Source organism: Aeromonas sp. HMWF016 (assembly GCF_963878195.1).
Taxonomy (GTDB): Bacteria; Pseudomonadota; Gammaproteobacteria; order Enterobacterales; family Aeromonadaceae; genus Aeromonas; species Aeromonas lacus.
The window spans coordinates 49,035-72,895 of the sequence record NZ_CAWNWX010000025.1 but is presented as its reverse complement, the minus strand read 5'-3'; the positions used below and the strand labels follow the sequence as shown (position 1 = coordinate 72,895).

The following is a 23,861-nucleotide window of genomic DNA, read 5'->3' as shown; positions in this document are numbered from 1 at the left end:
GACTGGTATGCCTTATATCACATATGCGCTTATTTATTGCGCATCGAGATAGCGTTCTGCATCGAGGGCAGCCATGCAGCCGGTACCTGCAGAGGTGATGGCCTGACGGTAGTTGTGGTCAGCCACATCGCCAGCAGCAAAGACACCTTCAATGCTGGTCTGGGTGGCAAAACCGTCGAGGCCGCCACGTACTTTCAGATAGCCGTTTTGCATCTCCAGCTGGCCATCGAAGATCTGGGTGTTGGGCTTATGGCCGATGGCAATGAAGACGCCCATCAGCGGCAGCTCGCTGGTGCTGTTGTCCTGGGTGTTGCGCAGGCGCACACCGGTAACCCCCATCTGATCGCCCAGCACTTCATCCAGGGTCTGGTGAGTGTGCAGTACGATGTTGCCGCTCTCGACCTTGTCGTGCAGACGCTTGATCAGGATCTTCTCGGCGCGGAACTCGTCGCGACGGTGAATGAGGTGCACCTTTTTGGCGATGTTGGCCAGATAGAGCGCCTCTTCCACGGCAGTGTTGCCGCCGCCGATCACGGCCACTTCCTGATTGCGGTAGAAGAAACCGTCGCAGGTGGCGCAGGCGGAGACGCCGCGGCCCTTGAAGGCCTCTTCAGAGGGAAGGCCCAGATATTTGGCGGAGGCGCCGGTCGCGATGATCAGGGCATCGCAGGTGTATTCGCCGTTGTCGCCCTTGAGGCGGAACGGGCGCTGGGTCAGTTCGACGCTGTTGATGTGATCAAACAGAATGCGCGTATCGAACTTCTCTGCATGAGTTTTCATGCGCTCCATCAGGGCCGGGCCGGTCAGGCCTTCCGGATCGCCGGGCCAGTTTTCAACCTCGGTGGTGGTGGTCAGCTGGCCACCTTGCTGCATACCGGTAATGAGTAGGGGATTGAGGTTGGCGCGGGCGGCGTAGACGGCAGCGGTGTAACCGGCCGGGCCGGAGCCCAGGATCAGCAATTTGCTGTGAGTGACTTGGCTCATGATGTGATTTCCGAGACGTGATGAGTTTGCGCGATTGTAGGTAATTCGTGATCCGGGGTCAAAGGCCAGTGAGTCGATTGTTTCAATCGCCTTCCCGCATCAACGCACGGTTTTGCCGAGCACTAAAAAAGAGATAAAAAAACCGCCCATCGCGGGCGGATTTTCACTCATCTCCAACTGGCGCAGGCCAGAGCAGATCAGTTCAGCAGGGTCAGGGGATCCGTGTAGGCAAGGCCATGTGCCACGGCCACTTCCTTGCAAGTGAGCTTGCCCTCCATCACGTTGAGCCCGTGCAACAGGTTGGGGTCGCTCAGCAGTGCCTGACGATACCCTTGCTGGGCCAGCTTGATGATAAAGGGGAGGGTTGCATTGTTGAGCGCCACGGTCGAGGTGCGGGCCACCGCCCCTGGCATGTTGGCGACACAGTAGTGCACCACCTCATCGACGATATAGGTCGGATCCTGGTGGGTGGTGGCGTGGGAGGTTTCCACACAGCCGCCCTGATCGATGGCCACATCAACGATGGCAGAACCCGGCTTCATGCGCGCAATGTGGTCACGGCGGACAAGTTTTGGCGCAGTGGCACCCGGTACCAGCACGCCGCCGATGACCAGATCGGCTGCCAGCAGATGGCGCTCCAGCGTCTCGCTGTTGGAGTAGACCACTTTGGCCGCTCCCTGGAACTCGTTATCGAGACGGCGCAGGGTATCGACGTTGTTGTCGAGGATGGTCACATCCGCGCGCAGGCCAATGGCCATGCGGGCCGCATTGGAGCCGACCACGCCGCCACCGATGATCACCACCTTGGCCGGTTCGACACCGGGTACGCCGCCAAGCAGCACTCCGCTACCGCCACGCGATTTTTCCAGCGCCTGGGCACCCGCCTGAATAGACATGCGTCCGGCCACTTCCGACATGGGGGCCAGCAGGGGCAGGCCGCCACGGCCGTCGGTGACGGTTTCATAGGCGATACAGATGGCGCCGCTTTTCAGCAGGGCTTCGGTCTGGGGCAAGTCTGGCGCCAGATGCAGATAGGTGAACAGGGTTTGACCCGGGCGCAGCATGGCACATTCGACAGGCTGAGGTTCCTTGACCTTGACGATCATCTCGGCTTTGGCGAAAACCTCTGCTGCAGAGGCCAAAATTTCGGCTCCAACAGCGATATAATCTGCATCGCTGAAGCCAATGCCGTTTCCAGCACCGCTTTGGACGAAAACAGTATGGTTTCGTGCTGTCAGTTCACGTACACTGGCCGGAACCATGCCTACGCGGTATTCATGGTTTTTTATCTCTTTAGGTACACCGATAATCATGCTATCCCTCGTCTATAGATTGGTGTTTCATGTTGCCAAAATGTTAACCAACATTTGCGCCTAGTATATTCAGGTATTGACAGGATTTGTGACCATAATTATAAAATGACTGGTGATTCTTACCAAAAAATAGCCAAAGGATGGAATAAAATGATGGAAGCTAAGAGTCGGCTAAAGGATTTGGACAGGATTGACCGCAACATTCTTAATGAACTGCAAAAGGATGGCAGGATTTCGAATGTTGAGTTGTCCAAGCGAGTTGGCCTGAGTCCTACACCGTGTCTGGAACGGGTTCGTCGCCTCGAGCGACAAGGTTATATCGAAGGATATGCCGCTATTCTGAACCCTCATTATCTGGACGCATCTCTGCTGGTGTTTGTAGAGATAACCCTCAATCGCGGGGCGCCTGATGTGTTTGAACAGTTCAACAAGGCTGTTCAGGTGCTCGAAGAGATCCAGGAGTGTCATCTGGTTTCCGGTGACTTCGACTACCTGCTCAAGACCCGAGTCAGCGACATGTCGGCTTACCGCCGTCTGTTGGGGGAAACCCTGCTGCGTCTGCCCGGTGTCAATGACACCCGCACCTATGTGGTGATGGAAGAGGTCAAGCAGAGCAGTCGTCTGGTGATCAGCACCCGATAAAGCAGGTTATGCCGTGGTATCTTTTCCATATGAGACACCATGACAGTCAGAAACGAGCGGCCGGTCCGCTCGTTTCTTCTTGTAAAGATAATTGCAAATATGGCCCCGTCCCATCAGGCTCTGGCTGACAATCGATGGGCTTTTCGGGGATACTAGGCCCCCTTATTTCCTGCATTACATGTTTTCAGAAAGGAGCCGGAGTTTGGCCGATAAAAAGCTGTTTACTCCTTTATCAGGTACACAACGGATCTTCGAAGCCGTCTTGATCGCCATCACCCTGATGGCTGCTTATCTTCTGCTTGCCCTGTTGTCCTATCATCCCGCTGATCCCGGCTGGTCCCAGACCTCCTGGCAAGGGGAGGTGAAGAACCTCGCCGGTAGTGCCGGTGCCTGGCTCGCCGATATCACCATGTTTACCTTTGGTGCCTTCTCCTATCTGGTGCCGCCGCTGGTGGTGCTGCTGGGCTGGAGTCTGTTCTGGCGCCCGAGCCGTCTGCTCGATGTGGATTACCTCACCCTGGGGGTGCGGATCATCGGCTTTATCCTGACCGTGCTCGGCATGTCGGCCATTGCCAGCATGAACTTCAACGATATGCAAAACTTCTCCGCCGGTGGTCTGGTGGGGGATGTGATCGCTTCTGCCGTGGTGCCGCTGTTTGGCGGCGTCGGGGCCAACCTGATGCTGCTCTGCTTCGTGGCAACCGGCATAACCCTGTTTACCGGCTGGTCCTGGCTCACCATCGTCGAGCAGATCGGCGCGGCCTGTACCGGTTCGGTCAGCGCTGTTTACCACTTCCCGACCACCCTCGGTCGCTGGCTGACCGGTGGCTGGCGTCAACCCCGCAACGAGGGGCCGGATCCCTTGCTGGAAGGCGGGGTAGGGGCCATCGCGTTTGATGACGAGGAAGATGAGCCGCACACCAGCTGGACTCGCAAGCCCAAGGCCAAGAACCAGAAGGCTGCCGCCGAAGAGTGGCTGCCCGAACTCGACGACGATACCTTCGAGTTCGATCCTCAGTTTGATGATGAAGAGGACGAGCCGGCTCCGGCTGCCAAGCCCAAACGTGCGGTGGCGGCCGCCAATGGTCGCCGTCAGCCGGTACTGGCTGTGGCCGATGACGATGATGAGGACGATTTGGATCTGCCCTGGGCCGAAGGGGACGACGAGGTTGCCGCGCCGGTAGCCGTCGCACCAACCAAGCCCAAGCGTCGTCCGCAATCTACAATGCCGCCGTTGCCGAGTATCGAGCTGCTCGACCGTCCACCCGCCAAGACCCAGATGATGAGCAAGGATGAGCTGGATCGCATGGGCCGTCTGGTGGAGGCCAAGCTTGCCGACTACAACGTGCAGGCCAAGGTGGTCGGTGTCTATCCGGGCCCGGTCATTACCCGTTTCGAGCTGGATCTGGCGCCGGGCATGAAGGCGAGCAAGATCACCAACCTCTCGCGCGATCTGGCCCGCTCCTTGTCTGCCAGCAGCGTGCGGGTGGTTGAGGTGATCCCGGGCAAAACCTATGTCGGTATCGAGCTGCCCAACCGGGTACGTCAGACCGTTTACCTGCGCGAAACCCTCGACTGCGATGCTTTCCGCGATAGCCGCAACCCGCTCACCATGGGCCTGGGTCAGGACATCGCCGGCGAGCCGGTGGTGGTGAACCTGGCCAAGATGCCGCACCTGCTGGTGGCCGGTACCACAGGTTCCGGTAAGTCGGTGGGGGTCAACACCATGATCATCTCGATGCTCTACAAGTCATCCCCCGATGATCTGCGCTTTATCATGATCGATCCCAAGATGCTGGAACTCTCGGTCTACGAAGGGATCCCGCATCTGCTGACCGAGGTGGTGACCGACATGAAGGATGCCGCCAACGCCCTGCGCTGGTGTGTGGGCGAGATGGAACGCCGTTACAAGCTGATGTCGGCGGTCGGGGTGCGTAACCTCAAGGGCTACAACGACAAGGTGCTGGCCGCCATCGAGGAGGGGGAACCCCTGCTGGATCCGTTGTGGCGCCCGGGTGACTCCATGGATCAGATGCCGCCGGAGCTGGAGAAGCTGCCCCACATCGTGGTGGTGGTGGACGAATTTGCCGACATGATGATGATCGTCGGCAAGAAGGTGGAAGAGCTGATCGCCCGTATCGCCCAGAAGGCGCGGGCCGCCGGTATTCACCTTATTCTGGCGACCCAGCGTCCGTCGGTGGATGTCATTACCGGTCTTATCAAGGCCAACATCCCGACCCGGATTTCGTTCCAGGTGTCGAGCAAGATCGACTCCCGTACCATCATCGATCAGGGCGGCGCCGAATCTCTGCTCGGTATGGGCGACATGCTCTACATGCCGGCTGGGACCTCCAACCCGACCCGGGTACACGGTGCATTCGTCGATGATCATGAAGTGCACAAGGTAGTGGCAGACTGGAAACTGCGCGGCGAGCCGAACTACATCGAAGAGATCCTCTCCGGTGAGTCGGGTGGCGAAGGTGGCAGCGGCGAATATGGCGGTGGTGGCGATGAAGAGCTCGACCCCCTGTTCGACGAAGCTGTCGCTTTTGTGGTGGAGTCCCGCCGTGGCTCGACCTCCAGCGTTCAGCGCAAGTTCAAGATTGGTTACAACCGGGCAGCCCGTCTCATCGAGCAGATGGAAAATCAGGGCATTGTGAGCGCTCCGGGTGGCAACGGTCAGCGCGATGTGCTGGCTCCGCCGCCGGTGCGGGACTAAGGCCCACCCTTTTACTGTTATCTTGGCCATGCCCCTCACGGGCGTGGCCTTTTATCGAGATGGTCGTTATGAAAAGCATGATGAAAAAACAGCTGTTGATCGGATCCATGTTGCTGGTTGCCAGCAGCCAGGTGTGGGCCGACGCGGCCAGCGATCTCAAGCAGAAGCTGGCCAGTGTCAGCCTCTTCTCCGCCAAGTTCTCCCAGACTGTCTACGACAGCAAGGGCAAGGAGCTGCAGCGCGCCAGCGGCGATCTGGTGGTGCAGCGCCCCAACCATTTCAACTGGCATACCACGGCGCCTGACGAGAGCCTGATCGTGGCCGATGGCAAGGATGTCTGGGTATATGACCCCTTCGTTGAGCAGGTGACCGCCCTTAAATTGAAGGATGCGGTGCTCAATACTCCCTTCGTGCTCATCACCGGCAATGACGACAAGCTGTGGAAGAACTACGACGTAACCCAGCAGGGGGATGTCTACACAGTCACCAGCCGTGACCCGAGCGAGCTTATCGCCTCCTTCCGTGTCACCTTCGATCGCGACAACAACATCAGCCGCTTCGATGTGAAAGAGGCGCAGGGGCAGTGGACAGAATTTACCCTCAATAACTTCAACCGCAAGCCGGTGCTCAAGGGTAACGAATTTGTCTTCAAGATCCCGAAGGGGGTCGAGCTGGATGATCAGCGCTGATGAGCAATCTCTCGCTGGATTTCTCGTCGGACTTTCGTCCGCTGGCGGCCCGGATGCGGCCGCAAAACCTCGACCAGTACATAGGTCAGCAGCATATCCTGGGGCCTGACAAGCCCCTGCGTAAAGCGATCCTGGCCGGTCACTGCCACTCGATGATCCTGTGGGGACCACCGGGTACCGGCAAGACTACTTTGGCGGAGCTGATGGCTCACTACTGTCAGGCGGAAGTGGAGCGACTCTCGGCGGTCACCTCCGGCATCAAGGAGATCCGCGCCGCCATCGACAAGGCCAAAGAGAACAGCTGGCGCGGAGTGCGCACCATCCTCTTCGTGGACGAGGTGCACCGCTTCAACAAAAGCCAGCAGGATGTCTTTCTGCCCCACATCGAAGATGGCACCATCACCTTCATCGGCGCCACCACCGAGAACCCTTCGTTCGAACTCAACAACGCGCTGCTCTCCCGGGCCCGGGTCTATCTGCTCAAGCGACTGGAGGAGGAGGATATCCTCGCCATGATCGATCAGGCGATGCAGGATCCCCGTGGTCTCAATGATCCAGCTCTTGCCTTTGCCCCCGGTGTCAAGGAGGCACTGGCCAAGGCGGTGGATGGCGACGGGCGCAAATCCCTCAACTATCTGGAGCTGCTGGCTGATATGGCCGAGCTCGATGGCAGCGGCCACAAGCTTATCGACAGCGCGCTGCTCGCTGCTGTGGCGGGGGAGCATGTGGCCCGTTTCGACAAGGGGGGGGATCACTTCTACGACCTCATCTCGGCGGTGCACAAATCCATTCGCGGCTCGGCGCCGGATGCGGCGCTTTACTGGTATGCCCGTATGGTGAGTGCCGGCTGCGATCCGCTCTATATTGCCCGCCGCTTGCTGGCCATTGCCTCGGAAGATGTGGGCAATGCCGATCCCCGAGCCATGCAGGTGGCGCTATCTGCTTGGGATTGTTTCCACCGTATCGGACCGGCGGAAGGGGAGCGGGCTATCGCCCAGGCGATCGTCTATCTCGCCTGTGCGCCCAAGAGCAATGCGGTCTATACCGCCTGGAAGGCAGCGCTCAATGATGCCAAAAACCTGCCCGACTTCGAGGTTCCGGTGCACCTGCGCAATGCACCGACCAGGCTGATGAGCGATCTGGGCTATGGCGCCGAGTATCGTTACGCCCACGACGAACCGGGCGCTTACGCCGCAGGCGAGGAGTATTTCCCGCCCGAGCTTGCCGGCAAGCAGTACTATCAGCCGACCGATCGTGGTCTTGAAAAACAGATCGGCCAGAAGCTCGATTATCTGCACGAGCTGGATCGACAGAGCCCGCAAAAACGGGGCCGATAGCTACGCATTTTGGTCAGCAGAATGAAAATTGGTCAGACACCGGAATAATTGGGGTGTTTGACCCCACAAGTTGGCAAAAACGAGCCAAATAGTCCCTGTTCGGGCAGGGGGGCGGTCTGCTACACTGCCCCTCTGACCCCGTTGGTTTCGGCCTGATACCATCTTCTTGATTTCGAAGGCCTGACTCTCAAAACGACGGGGGCGCCAACCGATGTTAACTTCCGGATCTGTTTTCCCGCCCGTCATGATGACTCAGGCCCAGATCCCTTTTACAAAAAGTAGGTAACCCATGCTGGATCCCAAATATCTGCGCAGCGACATCGACGAAGCTGCCGCTCGTCTGGCGACACGTGGCTACGCTCTTGACGTAGCGGCTGTCAATGCTCTGGAAGAGAAGCGCAAGGATCTGCAGTCCCGTACTCAGGAGCTGCAGGCCGAGCGCAACGCCCGCTCCAAGTCCATCGGTGAGGCTGCCCGTCGCGGTGAAGATGTTGCTCCGCTCAAGGCTGAAGTGACCAAGATCAACGACGAGCTGGAGACCAGCAAGGTTGAGCTGGATGCTTTGCTGGCCGAGCTGAAAACCATTGCCGACGCCATCCCCAACCTGCCGAGCGAAACCACCCCGGTTGGTCGTGACGAAAACGACAACGTGGAAGTGCGCCGCTGGGGTACCCCGCGTCACTTCGACTTCCCGGTTCGCGATCACATCGATCTGGGTGAAGCGGCCAAGGGCGTAGATTTCAAAAACGGCGTCAAGCTCTCCGGTTCCCGTTTCGTGGTGATGAAGGGCCAGATTGCCCGTCTGCACCGCGCCCTGGCCCAGTTCATGCTGGATCTGCACACCTTGCAGCACGGTTACACCGAGTGCTACGTGCCTTATCTGGTCAACCCGGACAGCCTGTACGGTACCGGCCAGCTGCCGAAGTTCTCCCAGGATCTGTTCAATACCGGTATTGACGGCGAAGGGGAGGAAGAGGGCAAGGTGCGCAAGTTCTCCCTGATCCCGACTTCCGAAGTGCCGCTCACCAACATGGCGCGCGACGAAATCTTCGAAGAGCAGGAGCTGCCGATCAAGATGACCGCTCACAGCCCGTGCTTCCGTTCCGAAGCTGGCTCTTACGGTCGTGATACTCGTGGCCTCATCCGTATGCACCAGTTCGACAAGGTCGAAATGGTACAGCTGGTTCACCCGGAGAAATCCTGGGAAGCGCTGGAAGAGATGGTGGGTCACGCCGAGAAGGTGCTGCAACTGCTGGAGCTGCCGTATCGCGTGATGGCGCTCTCTACCGGTGACATGGGCTTCTGCGCTGCCAAGACCTACGATCTGGAAGTGTGGCTGCCGGCCCAGAACACCTACCGCGAGATCTCCTCTGTCTCCAACTGCACCGACTTCCAGGCGCGCCGCATGCAGGCTCGCGTGCGTGTCGATGGCAAGCCGCAGCTCATTCACACCCTGAATGGCTCCGGTCTGGCTGTAGGCCGTACTCTGGTCGCGGTGATCGAGAACTACCAGCAGGCAGATGGCCGTATCGCCATCCCGGCTGCGCTGCAATCCTACATGGGCGGCCTGACCCACATCGGGTAAGCGCCCGTTGCAGACGACAACGCCATGGCCATGCCATGGCGTTGTGCATTCTGGCGCCGGTCAACCGTTTTTATCGTGAATAAATCTGCGTTTCCAGCGCCTCTTTGAACATGTAACACAATTTTATCAAGCATTGCGCAATCGTTTTTGTTAGACTGCGCCGCAATTTCGCAGGACATCTTTTTCTATGGTCTGGATTGATTACGCCATCATCGGCATCGTCGGTTTTTCTGCACTCATCAGCCTGGTGCGCGGCTTCGTCAAAGAGGCCATGTCTCTCGTCACCTGGTTCGTTGCCTTCTTTATTGCCAGCCACTTCTATCCTGATCTCGCCGCCTATTTTACCTCTTTCTCCGATGCGCTGGTGCGCAACGGTCTAGCCATCGCGGCCCTGTTCGTGGCAACCCTGATCCTGGGCAGCGTGGTGAACTATGTGGTGGGTCTGCTGGTGGACAAGACGGGGCTCTCCGGTACCGATCGGGTGCTCGGGGTCTGCTTCGGCGCAATTCGCGGGGTACTGATCGTCAGTGCCCTGCTTTTTTTCATGGATACCTTCACCAGCCTCTCCCAGAGCGATTGGTGGGTGAAGTCCAAGCTGGTGCCGGAGTTCAAGCCGGTGATCCAGTGGTTTTTCGGGTTCATGCTGAACTCTTCGAGTTTTCTTAAACAGGTATAGCGACTTCGAGGTAGCAAATACATGTGTGGTATTGTCGGTATAGTAGGCACCACTCCCGTCAATCAGGCCCTCTACGACGCCTTGACGGTGTTGCAGCACAGGGGACAGGATGCCGCCGGGATTGTGACCATTGACAGTGGGAACTTCCGGCAACGCAAGGCCAATGGCCTGGTCAAGGACGTGTTTGAAGTGCGCCACATGCAGCGCCTGCAAGGGAACATCGGCATCGGTCATGTCAGATATCCCACCGCAGGCAGCTCCAGTGCCGCAGAAGCCCAACCTTTTTATGTCAACTCTCCTTACGGGATCGTGCTTGCCCACAACGGCAACCTGACCAACGCGAAGGAGCTCAAGGAGCAGCAGTTCCGTGTCGCGCGCCGTCACATCAACACCACTTCGGATTCCGAAGTGCTGTTGAACGTGCTGGCTCACGAGCTGGACCGTTGTGACAAGATGGCGCTGGCGCCTGCGGACATCTTCGCTGCAGTGCGCAAGACCCATCAGCAGATCCGCGGTGCCTATGCCGTGGTGGCGCTGGTCATTGGCCACGGCCTCATAGGGTTCCGTGATCCCAATGGGATTCGCCCGCTGGTCCTCGGCCGTCGTCAGGATGAGCAGGGGCAGGTGGAATACATGCTCGCCTCCGAGAGCGTGGCGCTAGATGCCATCGGTTTCGAGACGGTGCGTGACATCGCGCCGGGTGAGGCCATCTATATCACCGAGCAGGGCCAGCTCTTCTCCGAGCAGTGCGCGGAGAACCCGCAGATGAGCTCGTGCATCTTCGAATATGTCTATTTTGCCCGTCCCGATTCGTGCATCGACAAGGTGTCGGTCTACGCCGCCCGTCTCAATATGGGTCGCAAGCTGGGTCAGAAGATTGCCCGCGAGTGGGAAGATCTTGATGTGGACGTGGTCATCCCCATCCCCGAGACCTCTTGCGACGTGGCGCTGGAGATTGCCCATACCCTCGACCTGCCGTACCGTCAGGGCTTCGTGAAAAACCGCTATATCGGCCGCACCTTCATCATGCCGGGCCAGACCCAGCGCAAGAAGTCGGTTCGCCGCAAGCTCAATGCCATCAGCTCCGAGTTCAAGGGCAAGAAGGTGTTGCTGGTGGACGATTCCATCGTGCGCGGTACCACCTCGGAGCAGATTATCCAGATGGCCCGTGAAGCAGGGGCTGCCAAGGTTTACTTCGCTTCGGCTGCGCCGGAAATCCGCTTCCCCAATGTCTACGGCATCGATATGCCCACCGCCAACGAGCTCATCGCCCATGGTCGCGAAGTAGAAGAGGTGTGCAAGCTTATTGGCGCTGATGGCCTCATCTTCCAGGATCTGGAAGATCTGGAAGCGGCGGTGCGGGAGATCAACCCCGAGCTGCGCCACTTCGAGACCTCGGTCTTCAACGGCCACTATGTCACTTCCGATGTGGATCAATCCTACCTCGACCACCTCAATGCCCTGCGCAGCGACGACAGCAAGGCTGTGCGCGAGTGGCAGGAAGGCACCAGCAATCTGGAAATTTTTAACGAAGGCAGTTAAACGTTTTCTTTTGGTCTGGTTTGCATAACGCAATGGGAGCCTTGGCTCCCATTGTTGTTTTTGCTGGGAGGTGACGAAAGGGGAGAGATGGCATCTGTTTGAAAAAACAGCGCTTATCTTGCCAGATATGGGCATGCAACGGCTGATCCGCTAGCATAGGGCCACTTTTCTCATACGCCTTTAACGAGAGTTCAGATGGATGATCTGCTAGCCCCCGTGCGCCAGTTCTTGCAGTGTGAAACCCCTGACGAGTGGGTGGAGATGGCGCGGGATCCGGCCCGTTTGCCAACCCTGCTTATCGATCACGCCAACTGTGAAACCAAGGCTGCACTCACCGCCCACAGTCTGGTGCGCCGCTACTGCCTGCCCAAGGGAAAGCGTCATCTGCTGCCCAAACTGGAGTTTTATCGCGAGCTGGACGCCATTCCGGAGAAGGCCGAGATCCTGGGCAAGCGCACCATGGGCGAGTCTGATCGCTCGGTCTTTGCCGAACTGGAGCGCAATCCGCTGCTGTTTCCCATGGTGCGGCTCATTCAGGAGGAGTTGCACCACTTCGAGCAGGTGCTGGAGATCATGCAGGCCCGCGGCATCGAATATGGTCCGGTCACCGCTTCTCGCTATGCCCGGCAACTGATGCTGCATGTGCGCACCCATGAGCCCGCCACCATAGTCGACAAGATGATCATCGGTGCCTATATCGAGGCGCGCTCCTGCGAGCGTTTTGCCAAGCTTGCCCCCCATCTGGATGAGGAGCTGGGCCGCTTCTACGTCTCCCTGCTGCGCTCCGAGGCACGCCACTATCAGGATTACCTCGCGCTGGCCGCGCAGTATGCGGGGGAGGACATCAGCGAACGGGTCGCCTACTTTGGCAAGCTGGAAGCCGAGCTTATCTCGTCGCCAGATCCCCAGTTCCGGTTTCATAGCGGCCTCCCTGTCACATCTGACAGTTGTTGACGTACACGGGGCCAACTACTATTGCCCTGTTCCTACTACGAGCGACAAGTAGTTACTTTTGAGCGCAATTCCCGGCCTTGAGCCGGGATTTTTTTTATCCTCGTCATCAACTCACTGTCAGCACCTCTGTTGAATTTTCACTCACTTTTCCCTTGCACCCGCCAATTTGTGTGGCGCCGTGTCACCGTTTTTTATGGCGATAAAGTGGCCATTCAGGCGGCACGAGCTTGTAGAAACGGGCGAAACCGTGTACTTTTTTGCCTTCGCAAGATTTGAATAACCAATCAATAGGAGCGTGTATGCGCATTGTTCTGTTGGGGGCTCCGGGCGCCGGCAAAGGTACCCAGGCTCAGTTCATCATGGAAAAACACGGTATTCCCCAGATCTCCACCGGCGACATGCTGCGTGCGGCGATCAAAGCGGGCACCGAGCTCGGTCTGAAGGCCAAAGCCGTGATGGACGCAGGTCAGCTGGTCTCTGACGACATCATCATCGGTCTGGTCAAGGAGCGCATTGCTCAGCCGGATTGTGCCAAAGGCTTCCTGTTGGACGGTTTCCCGCGCACTATTCCTCAGGCGCAAGCCATGAAGGATGCCGGCGTCAACGTTGATTTCGTGCTGGAGTTCGATGTGCCGGACGAAGAGATCGTCAAGCGCATGAGCGGCCGTCGCGTTCACTCCGGCTCTGGCCGTACCTACCACGTGGTGTTCAACCCGCCGAAAGTGGAAGGTAAAGATGACGTGACTGGCGAAGATCTGGTGATCCGTGCCGACGATGAAGAGACCACAGTGCGCAAGCGTCTGGATGTATACCATCAGCAGACTGCTCCGCTCATCGGCTTCTATGGCAAAGAGGCGGAAGCGGGCAATACCCGTTACGTCAAGATCGATGGCACCCAGCCGGTTGATCTGGTCAGCAAGCAGCTTGCCGCCATTCTGGGCTGAGCGTTACTGCCGGCACAGTCCCCTGGGCCATCAGGCAAATGATAAAAAGGGCCCAGCGGGCCCTTTTTTGCATCATGACAGATAGACAGGAAGCCAATGTGACCACGAAAACCGGAATCTTGCTGGTCAATCTGGGTACCCCAGCCGCCCCCACCACCGCAGCCGTCAAAGCGTTTCTCAGCCAGTTTCTGCACGATCCCCGGGTCGTCGATCTGCCACGCTACCTCTGGTGCCCGTTGCTCCACTTCATCATTCTGCCAACCCGCTCTCCCAAGGTGGCCAAGCTCTATCAGCAGGTGTGGACCGAGCAGGGTTCGCCACTGATGGTGATCAGCAAACAGCAGCGGGCAGCGCTGGAGCAGGAGCTCAAGCGTGAAGGGGTCGATGTACCGGTCGAGCTCGCCATGACCTATGGTTCCCCTTCGCTGGAGGAGGGGTGGCAGGCACTCAAGGCCAAGGGGGTCAACCGGGTGATCCTGTTGCCGCTCTATCCGCAATATTCGGTCAGTACCACGGCATCCGTGTTCGATGCCTGGGGCCGGGCGATGAAGCATGAGCGCAACCTGCCTGTGGTGCGGCTCATTCGCGATTACCATGCCCACCCCGAATACATTCAGGCGCTGGCGATGAGCGTGCGTCGCCACTGGGAGCAGCATGGCAGGGGCGAACATTTGCTGATGTCGTTTCACGGTATTCCCGAGCGCTATGAGAACGAAGGGGATCCCTATGGCCACCAGTGTCGCCATACTGCCACGCTGCTGGCCGAGGCGCTCGGGCTGGAGGCAGGGCAGTGGACGGCCAGCTTCCAGTCGCGCTTTGGCAAGGAGGAGTGGCTGAAGCCCTACACCGACGTGACCATTGCGGGCCTGCCGGCTACCGGGATTAAGCGGCTCGATGTGATTTGCCCCGCCTTTGCCGCCGACTGCCTTGAAACCCTTGAGGAAATTCAGGTACAGAACCGGGAGATCTTCATGGAGGCCGGTGGCGAGCGGTTTGAATATATTCCGGCCCTCAACAGCGATCAGGCCCACATCAGGATGATGGTCTCGCTCATTTGCCGCGAATTGGCATGAGTGGCCGGCAGCCAGTCAAACAAGGAGTCGTCTTATGGTGCATATCACGCTGATTTACGCAGGCCTGCTGGGGCTGCTGTTTTTGGGGCTCTCCTTCTGGGTGGTCAGACGCCGTGCCCAGTTCGGGGTGATGATAGGGCAGGGGGAAGCCCCTGAGCTGCTGGCGGCGATCCGGGCTCACGGCAACTTTGCCGAGTATGTACCGCTGACCCTGTTGCTGATGGCCCTGAGTGAAATGGCCGGTGCCAGCGCACTCTTGCTGCATGCCGGCGGCATCATGCTGCTGGCCGGTCGCGTACTGCATGCCATTGGCATCCAGATCCCGCGAGCACCCAATGTGCCCCGTTTTGTTGGCACCTTGCTGTTCTGGCTATCCCTCGCGCTGTTCTCCGGGTTGACCCTTTTTCACGGCTTGCTCAACGGGTGAATCATCCCTCTGAATCGAGTGTCAAAAACCACCCGCTTTCGGGTGGTTTTTTTGTGGTTAAAGGGCAAACGTTTTTCCTCGCAACCCTTGTCTATACTGACTCCATTATTTAAACAGAGCGACTTTTCGGTGCGACAGATTGTGTTAAAATCCCGCCCCTCTTTCCCCCAGAGCACAAGAACATTGCCATGAAATTTCCCGGTCAGCGCAAGTCCAAACACTACTTTCCTGTGGATCGTCGTGATCCCCTCATCTCCCAGAGTGCGGTGCTTTCGGAGCGGGGCAAGGCCTATGTGGTCGGGATTGACCAGACGCTGGTCGACATCGAAGCCCATGTCGATCTGGCGTTTCTCGAGCGTTATGGCTTGAGCCGTGGCCACTCCATGCTCATCTCCGATGAAGTGGCCGAGCAGATCTACGACGAGCTCAAGAGCAACAACATGGTAGTGAGCGAATTTGCCGGTGGCACCATCGGCAACACCATGCACAACTACTCGGTGCTGGCTGATTCCCACTCCATCCTGCTTGGCGTCATGAGTCAGGATATCCGCATCGGCAGCTACGCCTATCGTTACCTCTGCAATACCTCCTCTCGCGTCAACCTCGACTACCTGCAGCCGGTAGACGGCCCGGTCGGTCGCTGCTTTACCTTCATCACCGAAGGGGGCGAGCGCAGTTTTGGCATCAACGCCGGCAAGATGGATCATCTGGATGTAGAGCACATCCCTGAAGAGATCATCAAGGAGTCCTCCGCTCTGGTCATCACCGCCTATCTGGTGCGCGGTGAAGATGGCACCCCCATGAAAGATGCCGCCATGGCCGCGGTGCGTTATGCCCGCGAGGCCGGTGTGCCGGTGGTGCTGACCCTGGGTACCCGTTTCGTCATCGAGTCCGATCCCCAGTGGTGGCGTGACTTCATCAGCGAAAACGTCACCGTGCTCGCCATGAACGAGGAAGAGGGCGAGGCCCTGACCGGTTTCTCCGATCCGCTGGCCGCAGCCGACAAGGCGCTCGACTGGGCTGACATGGTGCTTTGTACCGCCGGTCCGGTGGGGCTTTATATGGCGGCCTACACCGAAGATGACTTCAAGCGCGAGACCACCTTGCCGCTGCTGCCCGGGGTTATCCCCGAGTTCAACATGTACGAGTTCAGCCGGCCCATGGCGCGGGCCAAGTGCCGCAAGCCGGTGCGGATCTACTCCCATATCTCTCCCTACATGGGCGGACCGGAGAAGATCAAGAACACCAACGGGGCAGGGGATGGCGCGCTTTCCGCCGTGCTGCACGACATGGTGGCCAACTCCTATCACCGGATGAATGTACCCAACTCTGCCAAGCACATCTCCGAGTTCCTGACCTATTCTTCGCTCTCCCAGGTGTGCAAGTACGCCAACCGGGTGAGTTACGAGGTGCTGGCCCAGAGCAGCCCACGTCTCTCTCGCGGTCTGCCGGAGAAAGAGGACAGTCTGGAAGAGGTTTACTGGGAGCGTTGATCCCGAATTGTTGCAAAACACCGCCATTGGCAGACGTTTTGACGTGAAAAGGGGCCTTTAGGCCCCTTTTTTCCATCAATAACCCCAATATGCTTGAGTCCATGTCGCTTTTGCGACACCATTTGGCCACCGCATTGCCGGCCGGCAATGCCGCCGCACCTGAGAAAATGAGAGAGCCCCATGAGCATGCTTACCGAGAACCTTGACGCCAATTTCCAACTTTTTATCGAACAAGTCCGCGAGTCGGGTCAGGTGTGGGGCCTGCGCTATGGTGAGGACTGGGTGGTCTGCCGCTCTGCCGAGTTTGAAGATGCCGACGTCATGCCGCTCTGGTCTGCCGAAGAAGATGCCCGTCTGCACTGCGTGGACGAGTGGGCCGATTACGAGCCGGAAGTGATCGATCTGGAAGAGTTTCTCGATATCTGGATCAACGATCTGGATGAAGACGATGTGCTGGTCGGCCCGAACTGGAACGCCGATCTGGAAGGTCAGGAGCTTGAACCCATTGAGCTGGCCAAAGCGCTGGTTGAACTGGACGCCTGAAAGCGCCTCCATTGATGGTCTGAACGTACAGAGCATCAAGATAGAGACTGGTATCCTCACGGATGCCGGTCTTTTTTTATGGTCGAATGGCCACGTTGATGAGTTAAATGCCAATTTGCCTTTGCACCTCGTCGGGGGATGGTCCATCATCAACCTTTTGCCATGGGGGGCGCCATGTTTCTATTCGATGTCGCAGGTGCGACGGGGGGACGGGCCAGCATCCGCATTCAGGCGCTGGACTGGGCACAATCCGGGCCGGTCATTTTCCAGTGTGACGATGATGCACTGGCGGTCGTGCTGCTGAGCGGCTGTCGCTGCGACTCGGTCGGTTTCTTCAATTTGCTGGCTGGCTGCAAACCGCTCTATGTCGAGCAGTGGCTTGCCTATCTGCAAGAGAGTGGCCGTATCGGCAAGTGGAGTTTCCAGACCGAAAGCCCGGCCGACAGCCACTATCTGGCAAGAGCCGGTCTGGATAATGAGGAGTTGAATACCCTGCTGGCACAGGTTTATCAGGTGGCGGGGTTCAATCGCCTGCAGATCAACCGCTACCTCAAGAACCGCCACAACCCCACAACCTTGGCTACCCGTTACGATCAGAAAGAGCTGGAGCGTTATCGCCAGCTCAACGAGATCATTCTGACTCTGTTGAAGTTGAAACATCCTCAGTAAAGAGACCAAGCTGGCTGATATCCGGTCGCAAAGGTTGCGGCCGGGCGATCAGGTAGCCTTGCAGTCCATCCACATACATTCCCTGCAGCAGCTGCTTTTGTCCCAGCTGCTCCACCCCCTCGGCAATCACCTGGCACCCCATCCGGTGCGATACATCGACAATCATCCGCACAAATTGCTGATTGGTCTGATCCTGCTCCAGTCCGGTGATGAGTGCGGGATCGAGCTTGATGTAGTCAGGTTTCAGCTCGCGAAACAGGGTGAATGAGCCAATCCCCTTGCCGAAGCTGGCGATGGCCGAGCGGCTGCCATTGCGTCTGAGCAGTTCAAATACCCGCTTGGCACCAGTCAGGTTGCGTTCCAGATGCTCTTCATCCAGTTCGAACACCAGATTGGCGCTGGTGTTGGGATCCTTGAGCAGCTGCCTGTCCAGCCAGATCAAAAAGGCACTGTTTTGCAACAGGTTGGATGAGAGATTGATCCCCCAGCGACTCTGGTTGGAGCCAAATGCCCGGTACTGGCGCATGATGTGGGTGATGACCAGCTGCTCCAGTCGCATCACCAGGTCCAGCCGCTGTGCCATGGCAAAGAGGGTATCGGTGGGCAGCGCGGTGCCATCGCTGCCGGTAAAGCGGGTATATATCTCGTTGTAGGCCAGCATGCTGCGATGCAGCGGCTGGATCGGCTGATAGGTAAAGCTGAGTCGCTCCTGTGCCAGTACCTCGGTTAGTACGTCACGCCAGTGTTGCTGGCCCTGCATATCGGAGACATTGTCATCCTGCTGAATGGCCCAGCCATTGATGGTTTCGGTCTGGGCACGGGCCAGTGCCAGATCGGCCCGGGCCAGCACGGCCTCGATTTTCTGGCCGCTGCTGAGCTTGGTCAGTCCGGAGTAGCCTGTGCTCTCCAGCTCGTGTTGCTCCTGATAGTGATCGAAGGCGACTTTCAGATCCTGCCCCAGCAGGTGAGGGGGGATATTGGCAGCCGGTTGCACCAGCACCGCGAAGTCAGCCCCCGAAATGCGATAGACCTGATTGCCGGGAAACCGGCTGACCACCCGCTTGATGAGCGCAGCCATGTCCTTGATATAGGCATCCCCCGATTGAAAACCACGCTGGGCGTTGATCTTGCCAAGCTCGGTGGCGCGCACCAGCACCAGCGTCGCGGTCTGGGTATCCTGATCCCGCTGCAACAGCTCAGTCATGTCGCGGCGAAAGGCGTAGCGATTGAGCAGCTGGCTCAGCTCGTCGGTGGTGGCCAGATTGCTCAGCTCGGTGAGTTGGCGATGGACGTGCTGTTCGGCGCTTTCAAACTGCTCCAGCAGCTGTTGCAGCGCTTCTTGCGACCGGGGCTCTGCCAGTAGCTCCGGATCCCGGCTGCGCAGTGCTTTTATCCAGACCTGTTCCTGATGTTGCTGAATGCCGCTCAGGGTGCGCAGAGCCAGCATCAGCAGTAGGGCCATGCCGATCAGCGTGGTGCCCAGAATCAGAACGAGCGTCAGCGGAGTGCTCTGCATAGCCAGCCAAACCCCTTGCAGAAGCAATAGAGGTATGGCCACTATGAAGGCGAGCAAAACGAAAGGGCGTCCGAGCTTGTGAACCATCTTGTCATCCTTGAAGTGGCTGCTTTATGAGGAAATTTTAACCAAGCTTACCAAGCAAAACATGTTATGACTCGCAACTCGGATAAAAGGGCCAATTGAGATCGGTTAAATGTGAGTGAAACCACTTTCAGTGCTACTGAAACAGGCGAAGATGGGTTGAAAATAGATCAAACAAGGCAGAGGTAAATCATGTTGTTAGAGCCCGAAAATAGTGCCAAAGCACGTCAGTTGTTGAACCAGAGTATGGCACTGGTGTTGGCGGGAGGACGTGGCAGTCGCCTGAAGCAGTTGACCGACAACCGCGCCAAACCGGCCGTCCATTTCGGCGGCAAGTTCCGCATCATCGATTTTGTACTCTCCAACTGTATCAACTCGGGGATCCGCCGCGTGGGGGTGGTGACTCAGTACAAATCCCACAGCCTGCTGCGCCATCTGCAATCAGGCTGGTCTTTCCTGCGCTACCAGATGAACGAGTTCATCGATCTGCTACCTGCCCAGCAACGGGTGGACGAGGTGCACTGGTATCGCGGTACTGCCGATGCCATCTATCAGAACGTCGACATCATTCGCGACTACGGCCCCAAATACATAGTGGTGCTGGCGGGGGATCACATCTACAAGATGGACTACGCCGCCATGCTGCTCGATCACGTGCGTCTCGGCGCCAAGGTCACGGTAGCCTGTATCGAGGTGCCGCGCGCCGAGGCGTCAGCCTTCGGTATCATGGATATCGACGAGCAGCGCAAGATCCGCGCCTTCGTGGAAAAACCGGCCAACCCGCCCGCCATGCCGGGATGTGATGATCGCTCCCTTGCTTCCATGGGGATCTACATCTTCGAGGCGGAGTACCTCTACCAGCTGCTGGAGGAAGACATTCTCAATCAGGACTCCAAACATGACTTCGGAATGGATGTGATCCCCCGCATCGTGGAGGAGGGGCTGGCCTTTGCTCACCCCTTCAACATGTCCTGTGTCGGGGCGCGCGAGGGACAAAAGCCCTACTGGCGTGATGTAGGTACCCTGGATTCATTCTGGGAAGCGAACATGGACCTCGCCTCCGTGTTGCCCGAGCTCGATATTTACGATCAAAACTGGCCTATCTGGACCAGCCAGACCCTGACGCCACCCGCCAAGTTCGTGCAGGACAGAAATGGCCAGCACGGCATGACCATCAACTCCATGTTTGCCGGCGGAACCATCGTCAGCGGTTCGTTCGTGCTTAACTCGGTGCTCTTTACCAACGTGCGGGTGCACTCCTTCTGCACCCTTGATCAGGCAGTCATCTTCCCGGGGGTCGAGATCGGTACCGGCTGCCGTCTGCGCCGGGTGGTGGTGGACAAGGGCTGCAAGGTACCCGACGGGTTGGTGGTTGGCGAGAATGCCGATGAGGATGCACGCCGCTTCTATCGCTCCGAGCAGGGCATTGTGCTGGTGACCAAGGAGATGTTGGACAAGCTGGGTTAACACCGGGTGAATTAATTGAAGTGCCCTGAAATGAAGAGTCAGACGCTGTAATGCAAAGGGAGCCATCAAGGCTCCCTTTTTCATCCGGGTGAATGGTGCGGATTACTCACTGACCACCGCTTTGGCGGCCATCACCATGGCGGTGCCGTGCTTGCCACCGGCCGCGGTCACTTGCGGGACGCCATCTTCATCGGTATCACCACCGGCGCCCTCGATGACGTTCTCGCCGGAGTCGCCGACCCACTCGGCCATCTGCATGCCGCCGTTGACGGTGCCGCGGAACCAGCTGACGTACTGACCGGTCAGCTTGGCCAACTCCAGCTCGGGTGCTTTTTCTGCCCCTTCATTGCGCAGGTTCAGCATGGCAGAACGCAGCGCGCCCGAGATGGTAGCCTGGGTCCAGGGGGTGTATTCACCCTGTTTGCCTGCCAGCCAGGTGCCCGCTTTGGCACTGAAATAGGCCTTGTCGGCAGCGATAAACAACTCGCGCGCAGCGGTGCGGTACTTGGCATCGGAAGTCGCGAGGAACGCAGCGGTCAGGCCGCGGATAGCGGCAAACTGGGCATCAACGGATTGCGCCTTGTCTACCTTGCCACCCAGTGTCAGACCATCGTGTACCAGCCCGTTGCTTCCCTTGAGATTGGCAAGGATGAAATCGGCCTGCTTGCGGATAAGCTCGAGAGCCTGCTTACCCTGCTTGGTCTTGAGGTTCAGCTCGCCGTTGTCGCCAGCGGCGTAACCGACCGGCAGCGCATCCTGAGCGCGCTGGAAGATCTGCAGGGCGACCAGGGCGTAAGCGGCGTCAAAGGTGGTGACGTGCTTGCCCTGTTTGCCTGCCTGCCAGCTGTCGACCAAGGTGCCAGCCTTACCATCAAAGTGCAGGGCGGTCAGGTTTTTGAAGGTAAAGCTGGAGAGGTTGAGCGCCAGCGAGAAGGCGTCGCTGCCTGCAACAGCCTTGCCCAGATCATTGGCCTGGTTGGCCTTGGGTGTTGCAGCAAACGGCTCGCCGTCAAACACGGCGTGGAAGGCCGGATTCTGGTTGGTGTTGGCCGAGCGCTGGTCGCTGAAGGCGTAGAACTCGGAGAGCGGCCACAGCATCATCCAGGCATCGCGTAGCCGGGCTGAGCTATCCACTACGTCGAGTTTGCCGATAGCGCCAACGTCATTCTTGTCGGTCTCGGTCACTTTCACCTGATGGGGGAAGTAGATAACGCCCTTGGCCGGATCATACTGCGGGGTGATCTTGGCTCCCAGTTGTTTGCCATCGAAGCCGAGCTGGTTCTGCATGATGGTCAGCTTGTCGATGGATTGTTCGGTCAGCATCATGCCGTTGAAGCCGTCGGCGGCGGAGACGCCGAGCTTGTGCTTGCCATCCTGATCCATGGTGGCGGAGGCGGCTTCAACCTCTTCATCGCTCTCGGCCACATGCATGCCGCCGAGGAAGTCCTGGGACCACATGACCTCTTTAAGCAGGATGCCGCCCACAGCAGCCGGTACCAGCAGGTTGTCACTGCCGCTCCAGCGCAGGGTGGTGTAGTCGCGGAAGTAGGCCGGAACCTGGGTCTTGACAGTTTTCTCGACACCTTTGGCGGTCTTGATGGTGATCTGGTCACCATTGACCGGAGTGGTATTCACAGCCTCGGCAAACTCCGGGTTGGCGGAGGCGTAGGGCAGGGAGAGGGGATACATGCCTTGCGGGATCTCGTCAGCCGGGAAGCCAACTGCCTCCGCCATGGCCATGACCCGTTTGCCGAGATCTGCCATGGTGCCGCCACGGGCCAGGTTTTGCGGCCCGTTCACCAGATGGGGGCCCATGCCGGACTGATAGTTGAGGGCGTACATCGCCTCTTCGGAATATTCATAGGATTCGATGCCGGCGGCGAAGTCGAACGGGGTCGGTTCATCGGCGCGATTGGCATCCAGCACGTCCAGATCCAGCCCCAGCGCTTCGGCCAGCGGCTCGCCGGAGAGTTCGAATTCGGTATAGGCCAGCATGTTGGCGGCGGTGTTGAAAGTCTTGTCTTCAACCTTGACGGCTGCGTGTGCGATGCCACTCACCAGAGCACAGGCAACGGCTTGTACCAGAACGGTTTTTCTCATGTCCCTTTTCACCATTGGTTTTATTATTGACGCTTCTCATGACGAATCTAAATGAGAATGGTGTGCATTATGCTCTGTTCGCACCGGGTTGAGAAGCAAAAAACCGCCCGGCACCTTGTCTGGGAAACAGGACAAGAGGCCGGGCGGTTTGAACAACAAAGGTGAGGGGGGAGAAATTGCCTGATCAGAGTACCTTGAGAGGGATCACCAGACGGCCCGGCTCTACCTTGAGATCTTCGACCTTCTCCTTGATCCTCGCTTCGTTTTTACGGCTGCTGTCGAGGCGATAGACCGGTGTCTGCGACAGGAAGAGGGAGAGTGACTGATTGAAGGTGGGCAGGATAGGGGTCAATGCGGCACCTATGTTGGCCGGATCGGTCTGCACCGAGACCAGTTCGAGATCACGCAGGTAGATAGCACCCTGATCGGCTACATATTCCGGGCGGGCGCTCAGGGCAAAACGAACCTTCATCTGCTGGCTGCCAAGGGGGCTGCTTACCTGCAGGTCGCCGGCAGCATCGAGTTCGATGCGATCAGGTTGCTTGCGGCCGATACGGCTTTGCATCTCGTCAAGACGGATCTTGCTCGACATGATGCCGGGGATCCCCAGCTGTTTTTCAAAAGAGACCTGCTTTTTGAGGTACTGATTGATTTCGGCTTCGCTGACGTTGTACTGGGTCAGTGAGCAGGCCGCCAGCAGCAGGGCGAGGGGGAGTAACAACAGCTGTTTCAGCATGAGAGGTTCCGGTTGGTCAACATAATGGGGCGTATCTTACGCGATAACCCGCCCCGGGCGGGAGTCTGGTGACTAGGTTGTTGTGAGGGGCATCTCTGTGGTTGTCTTTTGCCTGTGACGGGGTTCATCATCGAACAGCCGGTTCGGGTCTAGGAGGAGATGTGATGGGCAGTCTGACGAGATATGGATGCAGGTGGCTGCTGTGGCTCTGCTGTATGGCGGGGATATGGAGTTCACCTTCGTGGGCCGAGGTGAAGGTGATCCCGGTGTTTGAGGCGCAGGCCGCGGTGCAAACCCTCAAGGAGATTTATCCCCGGCTAGGGGTGAGTGCCATGGGTAATCAGCTGGTGCTGAGCGGGACGCCAGCC

At 58.2% G+C, this 23,861-nt stretch carries 20 protein-coding genes; 15 read left to right on the top strand and 5 right to left on the bottom strand.

Translation table 11 applies throughout. The annotated features are described in order from the left end of the window. Window positions 1–33: 33 nt before the first annotated feature. Both trxB and ald read right to left on the bottom strand, forming a co-directional pair. Window positions 34–984, bottom strand: a complete 951-nt coding sequence (gene trxB, locus AACS24_RS03585; RefSeq protein ID WP_108572379.1) for a thioredoxin-disulfide reductase — start codon at window positions 982–984, stop codon at window positions 34–36. Between the two features lie 197 nt (window positions 985–1,181). Next, window positions 1,182–2,297 (bottom strand): alanine dehydrogenase, encoded by a 1,116-nt coding sequence (gene ald, locus AACS24_RS03580; RefSeq protein ID WP_005337098.1) that lies wholly within the window; start codon window positions 2,295–2,297, stop codon window positions 1,182–1,184. A gap of 150 nt (window positions 2,298–2,447) precedes the next feature. Between ald and lrp the strand changes: the two genes are divergently transcribed. The 14 genes from lrp (at window position 2,448) to AACS24_RS03510 (ending at window position 17,590) form a co-directional block, all read left to right on the top strand. Continuing rightward, window positions 2,448–2,939, top strand: coding sequence for a leucine-responsive transcriptional regulator Lrp (lrp, locus tag AACS24_RS03575; RefSeq protein ID WP_005300047.1), 492 nt, complete (start codon window positions 2,448–2,450; stop codon window positions 2,937–2,939). Window positions 2,940–3,141: 202 nt separating this feature from the next. Then, window positions 3,142–5,658, top strand: coding sequence for a DNA translocase FtsK (locus tag AACS24_RS03570; protein WP_108572378.1), 2,517 nt, complete (start codon window positions 3,142–3,144; stop codon window positions 5,656–5,658). 80 nt (window positions 5,659–5,738) lie between these two features. Next, window positions 5,739–6,347 (top strand): outer membrane lipoprotein chaperone LolA, encoded by a 609-nt coding sequence (gene lolA / locus AACS24_RS03565; RefSeq protein WP_033115213.1) that lies wholly within the window; start codon window positions 5,739–5,741, stop codon window positions 6,345–6,347. Then, on the top strand, window positions 6,347–7,684 hold the full coding sequence (locus AACS24_RS03560; RefSeq protein ID WP_033115172.1) for a replication-associated recombination protein A: 1,338 nt from the start codon (window positions 6,347–6,349) through the stop codon (window positions 7,682–7,684). Before lolA ends, AACS24_RS03560 begins: the two co-directional genes overlap by 1 nt. A 289-nt stretch (window positions 7,685–7,973) precedes the next feature. Then, window positions 7,974–9,269, top strand: coding sequence for a serine--tRNA ligase (gene serS, locus AACS24_RS03555; RefSeq protein ID WP_017785405.1), 1,296 nt, complete (start codon window positions 7,974–7,976; stop codon window positions 9,267–9,269). A 187-nt stretch (window positions 9,270–9,456) separates the two neighbouring features. Next, a complete protein-coding gene (locus AACS24_RS03550) occupies window positions 9,457–9,945 on the top strand; it encodes a CvpA family protein (protein WP_108572377.1) in 489 nt (162 codons plus the stop codon). A 21-nt stretch (window positions 9,946–9,966) separates the two neighbouring features. Beyond that, on the top strand, window positions 9,967–11,487 hold the full coding sequence (gene purF / locus AACS24_RS03545) for an amidophosphoribosyltransferase (RefSeq protein ID WP_033115175.1): 1,521 nt from the start codon (window positions 9,967–9,969) through the stop codon (window positions 11,485–11,487). Between the two features lie 195 nt (window positions 11,488–11,682). Next, complete coding sequence (miaE, locus tag AACS24_RS03540; protein ID WP_108572376.1) at window positions 11,683–12,441, top strand: tRNA isopentenyl-2-thiomethyl-A-37 hydroxylase MiaE; 759 nt, start codon at window positions 11,683–11,685, stop codon at window positions 12,439–12,441. A 299-nt stretch (window positions 12,442–12,740) separates the two neighbouring features. Then, complete coding sequence (adk, locus tag AACS24_RS03535) at window positions 12,741–13,385, top strand: adenylate kinase (RefSeq protein ID WP_033115177.1); 645 nt, start codon at window positions 12,741–12,743, stop codon at window positions 13,383–13,385. Window positions 13,386–13,483: 98 nt separating this feature from the next. Continuing rightward, window positions 13,484–14,458 carry a ferrochelatase gene (gene hemH, locus AACS24_RS03530; RefSeq protein ID WP_108572375.1) on the top strand — a complete coding sequence of 325 codons (975 nt, stop codon included), beginning with the start codon at window positions 13,484–13,486 and terminating at the stop codon, window positions 14,456–14,458. Window positions 14,459–14,492: 34 nt separating this feature from the next. Beyond that, window positions 14,493–14,885 carry an MAPEG family protein gene (locus AACS24_RS03525; RefSeq protein ID WP_108572374.1) on the top strand — a complete coding sequence of 131 codons (393 nt, stop codon included), beginning with the start codon at window positions 14,493–14,495 and terminating at the stop codon, window positions 14,883–14,885. A 188-nt stretch (window positions 14,886–15,073) separates the two neighbouring features. Beyond that, window positions 15,074–16,378, top strand: a complete 1,305-nt coding sequence (locus AACS24_RS03520) for an inosine/guanosine kinase (protein ID WP_033115180.1) — start codon at window positions 15,074–15,076, stop codon at window positions 16,376–16,378. Window positions 16,379–16,558: 180 nt separating this feature from the next. Then, complete coding sequence (locus AACS24_RS03515; protein ID WP_033115181.1) at window positions 16,559–16,921, top strand: DUF2750 domain-containing protein; 363 nt, start codon at window positions 16,559–16,561, stop codon at window positions 16,919–16,921. A gap of 174 nt (window positions 16,922–17,095) precedes the next feature. Continuing rightward, a complete protein-coding gene (locus AACS24_RS03510) occupies window positions 17,096–17,590 on the top strand; it encodes a hypothetical protein (protein ID WP_033115182.1) in 495 nt (164 codons plus the stop codon). Here the strand turns inward: AACS24_RS03510 and AACS24_RS03505 are convergent. Continuing rightward, window positions 17,553–19,193 (bottom strand): EAL domain-containing protein, encoded by a 1,641-nt coding sequence (locus AACS24_RS03505; RefSeq protein WP_108572373.1) that lies wholly within the window; start codon window positions 19,191–19,193, stop codon window positions 17,553–17,555. The two genes, AACS24_RS03510 and AACS24_RS03505, sit on opposite strands and share 38 nt — an antisense overlap. 189 nt (window positions 19,194–19,382) lie before the next feature. Here AACS24_RS03505 and glgC point away from each other — a divergent pair, with 189 nt between their 5' ends. Further along, window positions 19,383–20,657, top strand: a complete 1,275-nt coding sequence (gene glgC / locus AACS24_RS03500) for a glucose-1-phosphate adenylyltransferase (RefSeq protein WP_041207494.1) — start codon at window positions 19,383–19,385, stop codon at window positions 20,655–20,657. Between the two features lie 102 nt (window positions 20,658–20,759). Here glgC and AACS24_RS03495 read toward each other — a convergent pair whose 3' ends face one another. After that, window positions 20,760–22,757, bottom strand: coding sequence for a hypothetical protein (locus AACS24_RS03495; protein ID WP_108572372.1), 1,998 nt, complete (start codon window positions 22,755–22,757; stop codon window positions 20,760–20,762). 184 nt (window positions 22,758–22,941) lie between these two features. After that, window positions 22,942–23,493, bottom strand: a complete 552-nt coding sequence (locus tag AACS24_RS03490) for a lipoprotein (protein ID WP_108572371.1) — start codon at window positions 23,491–23,493, stop codon at window positions 22,942–22,944. Window positions 23,494–23,861 lie beyond the last annotated feature (368 nt).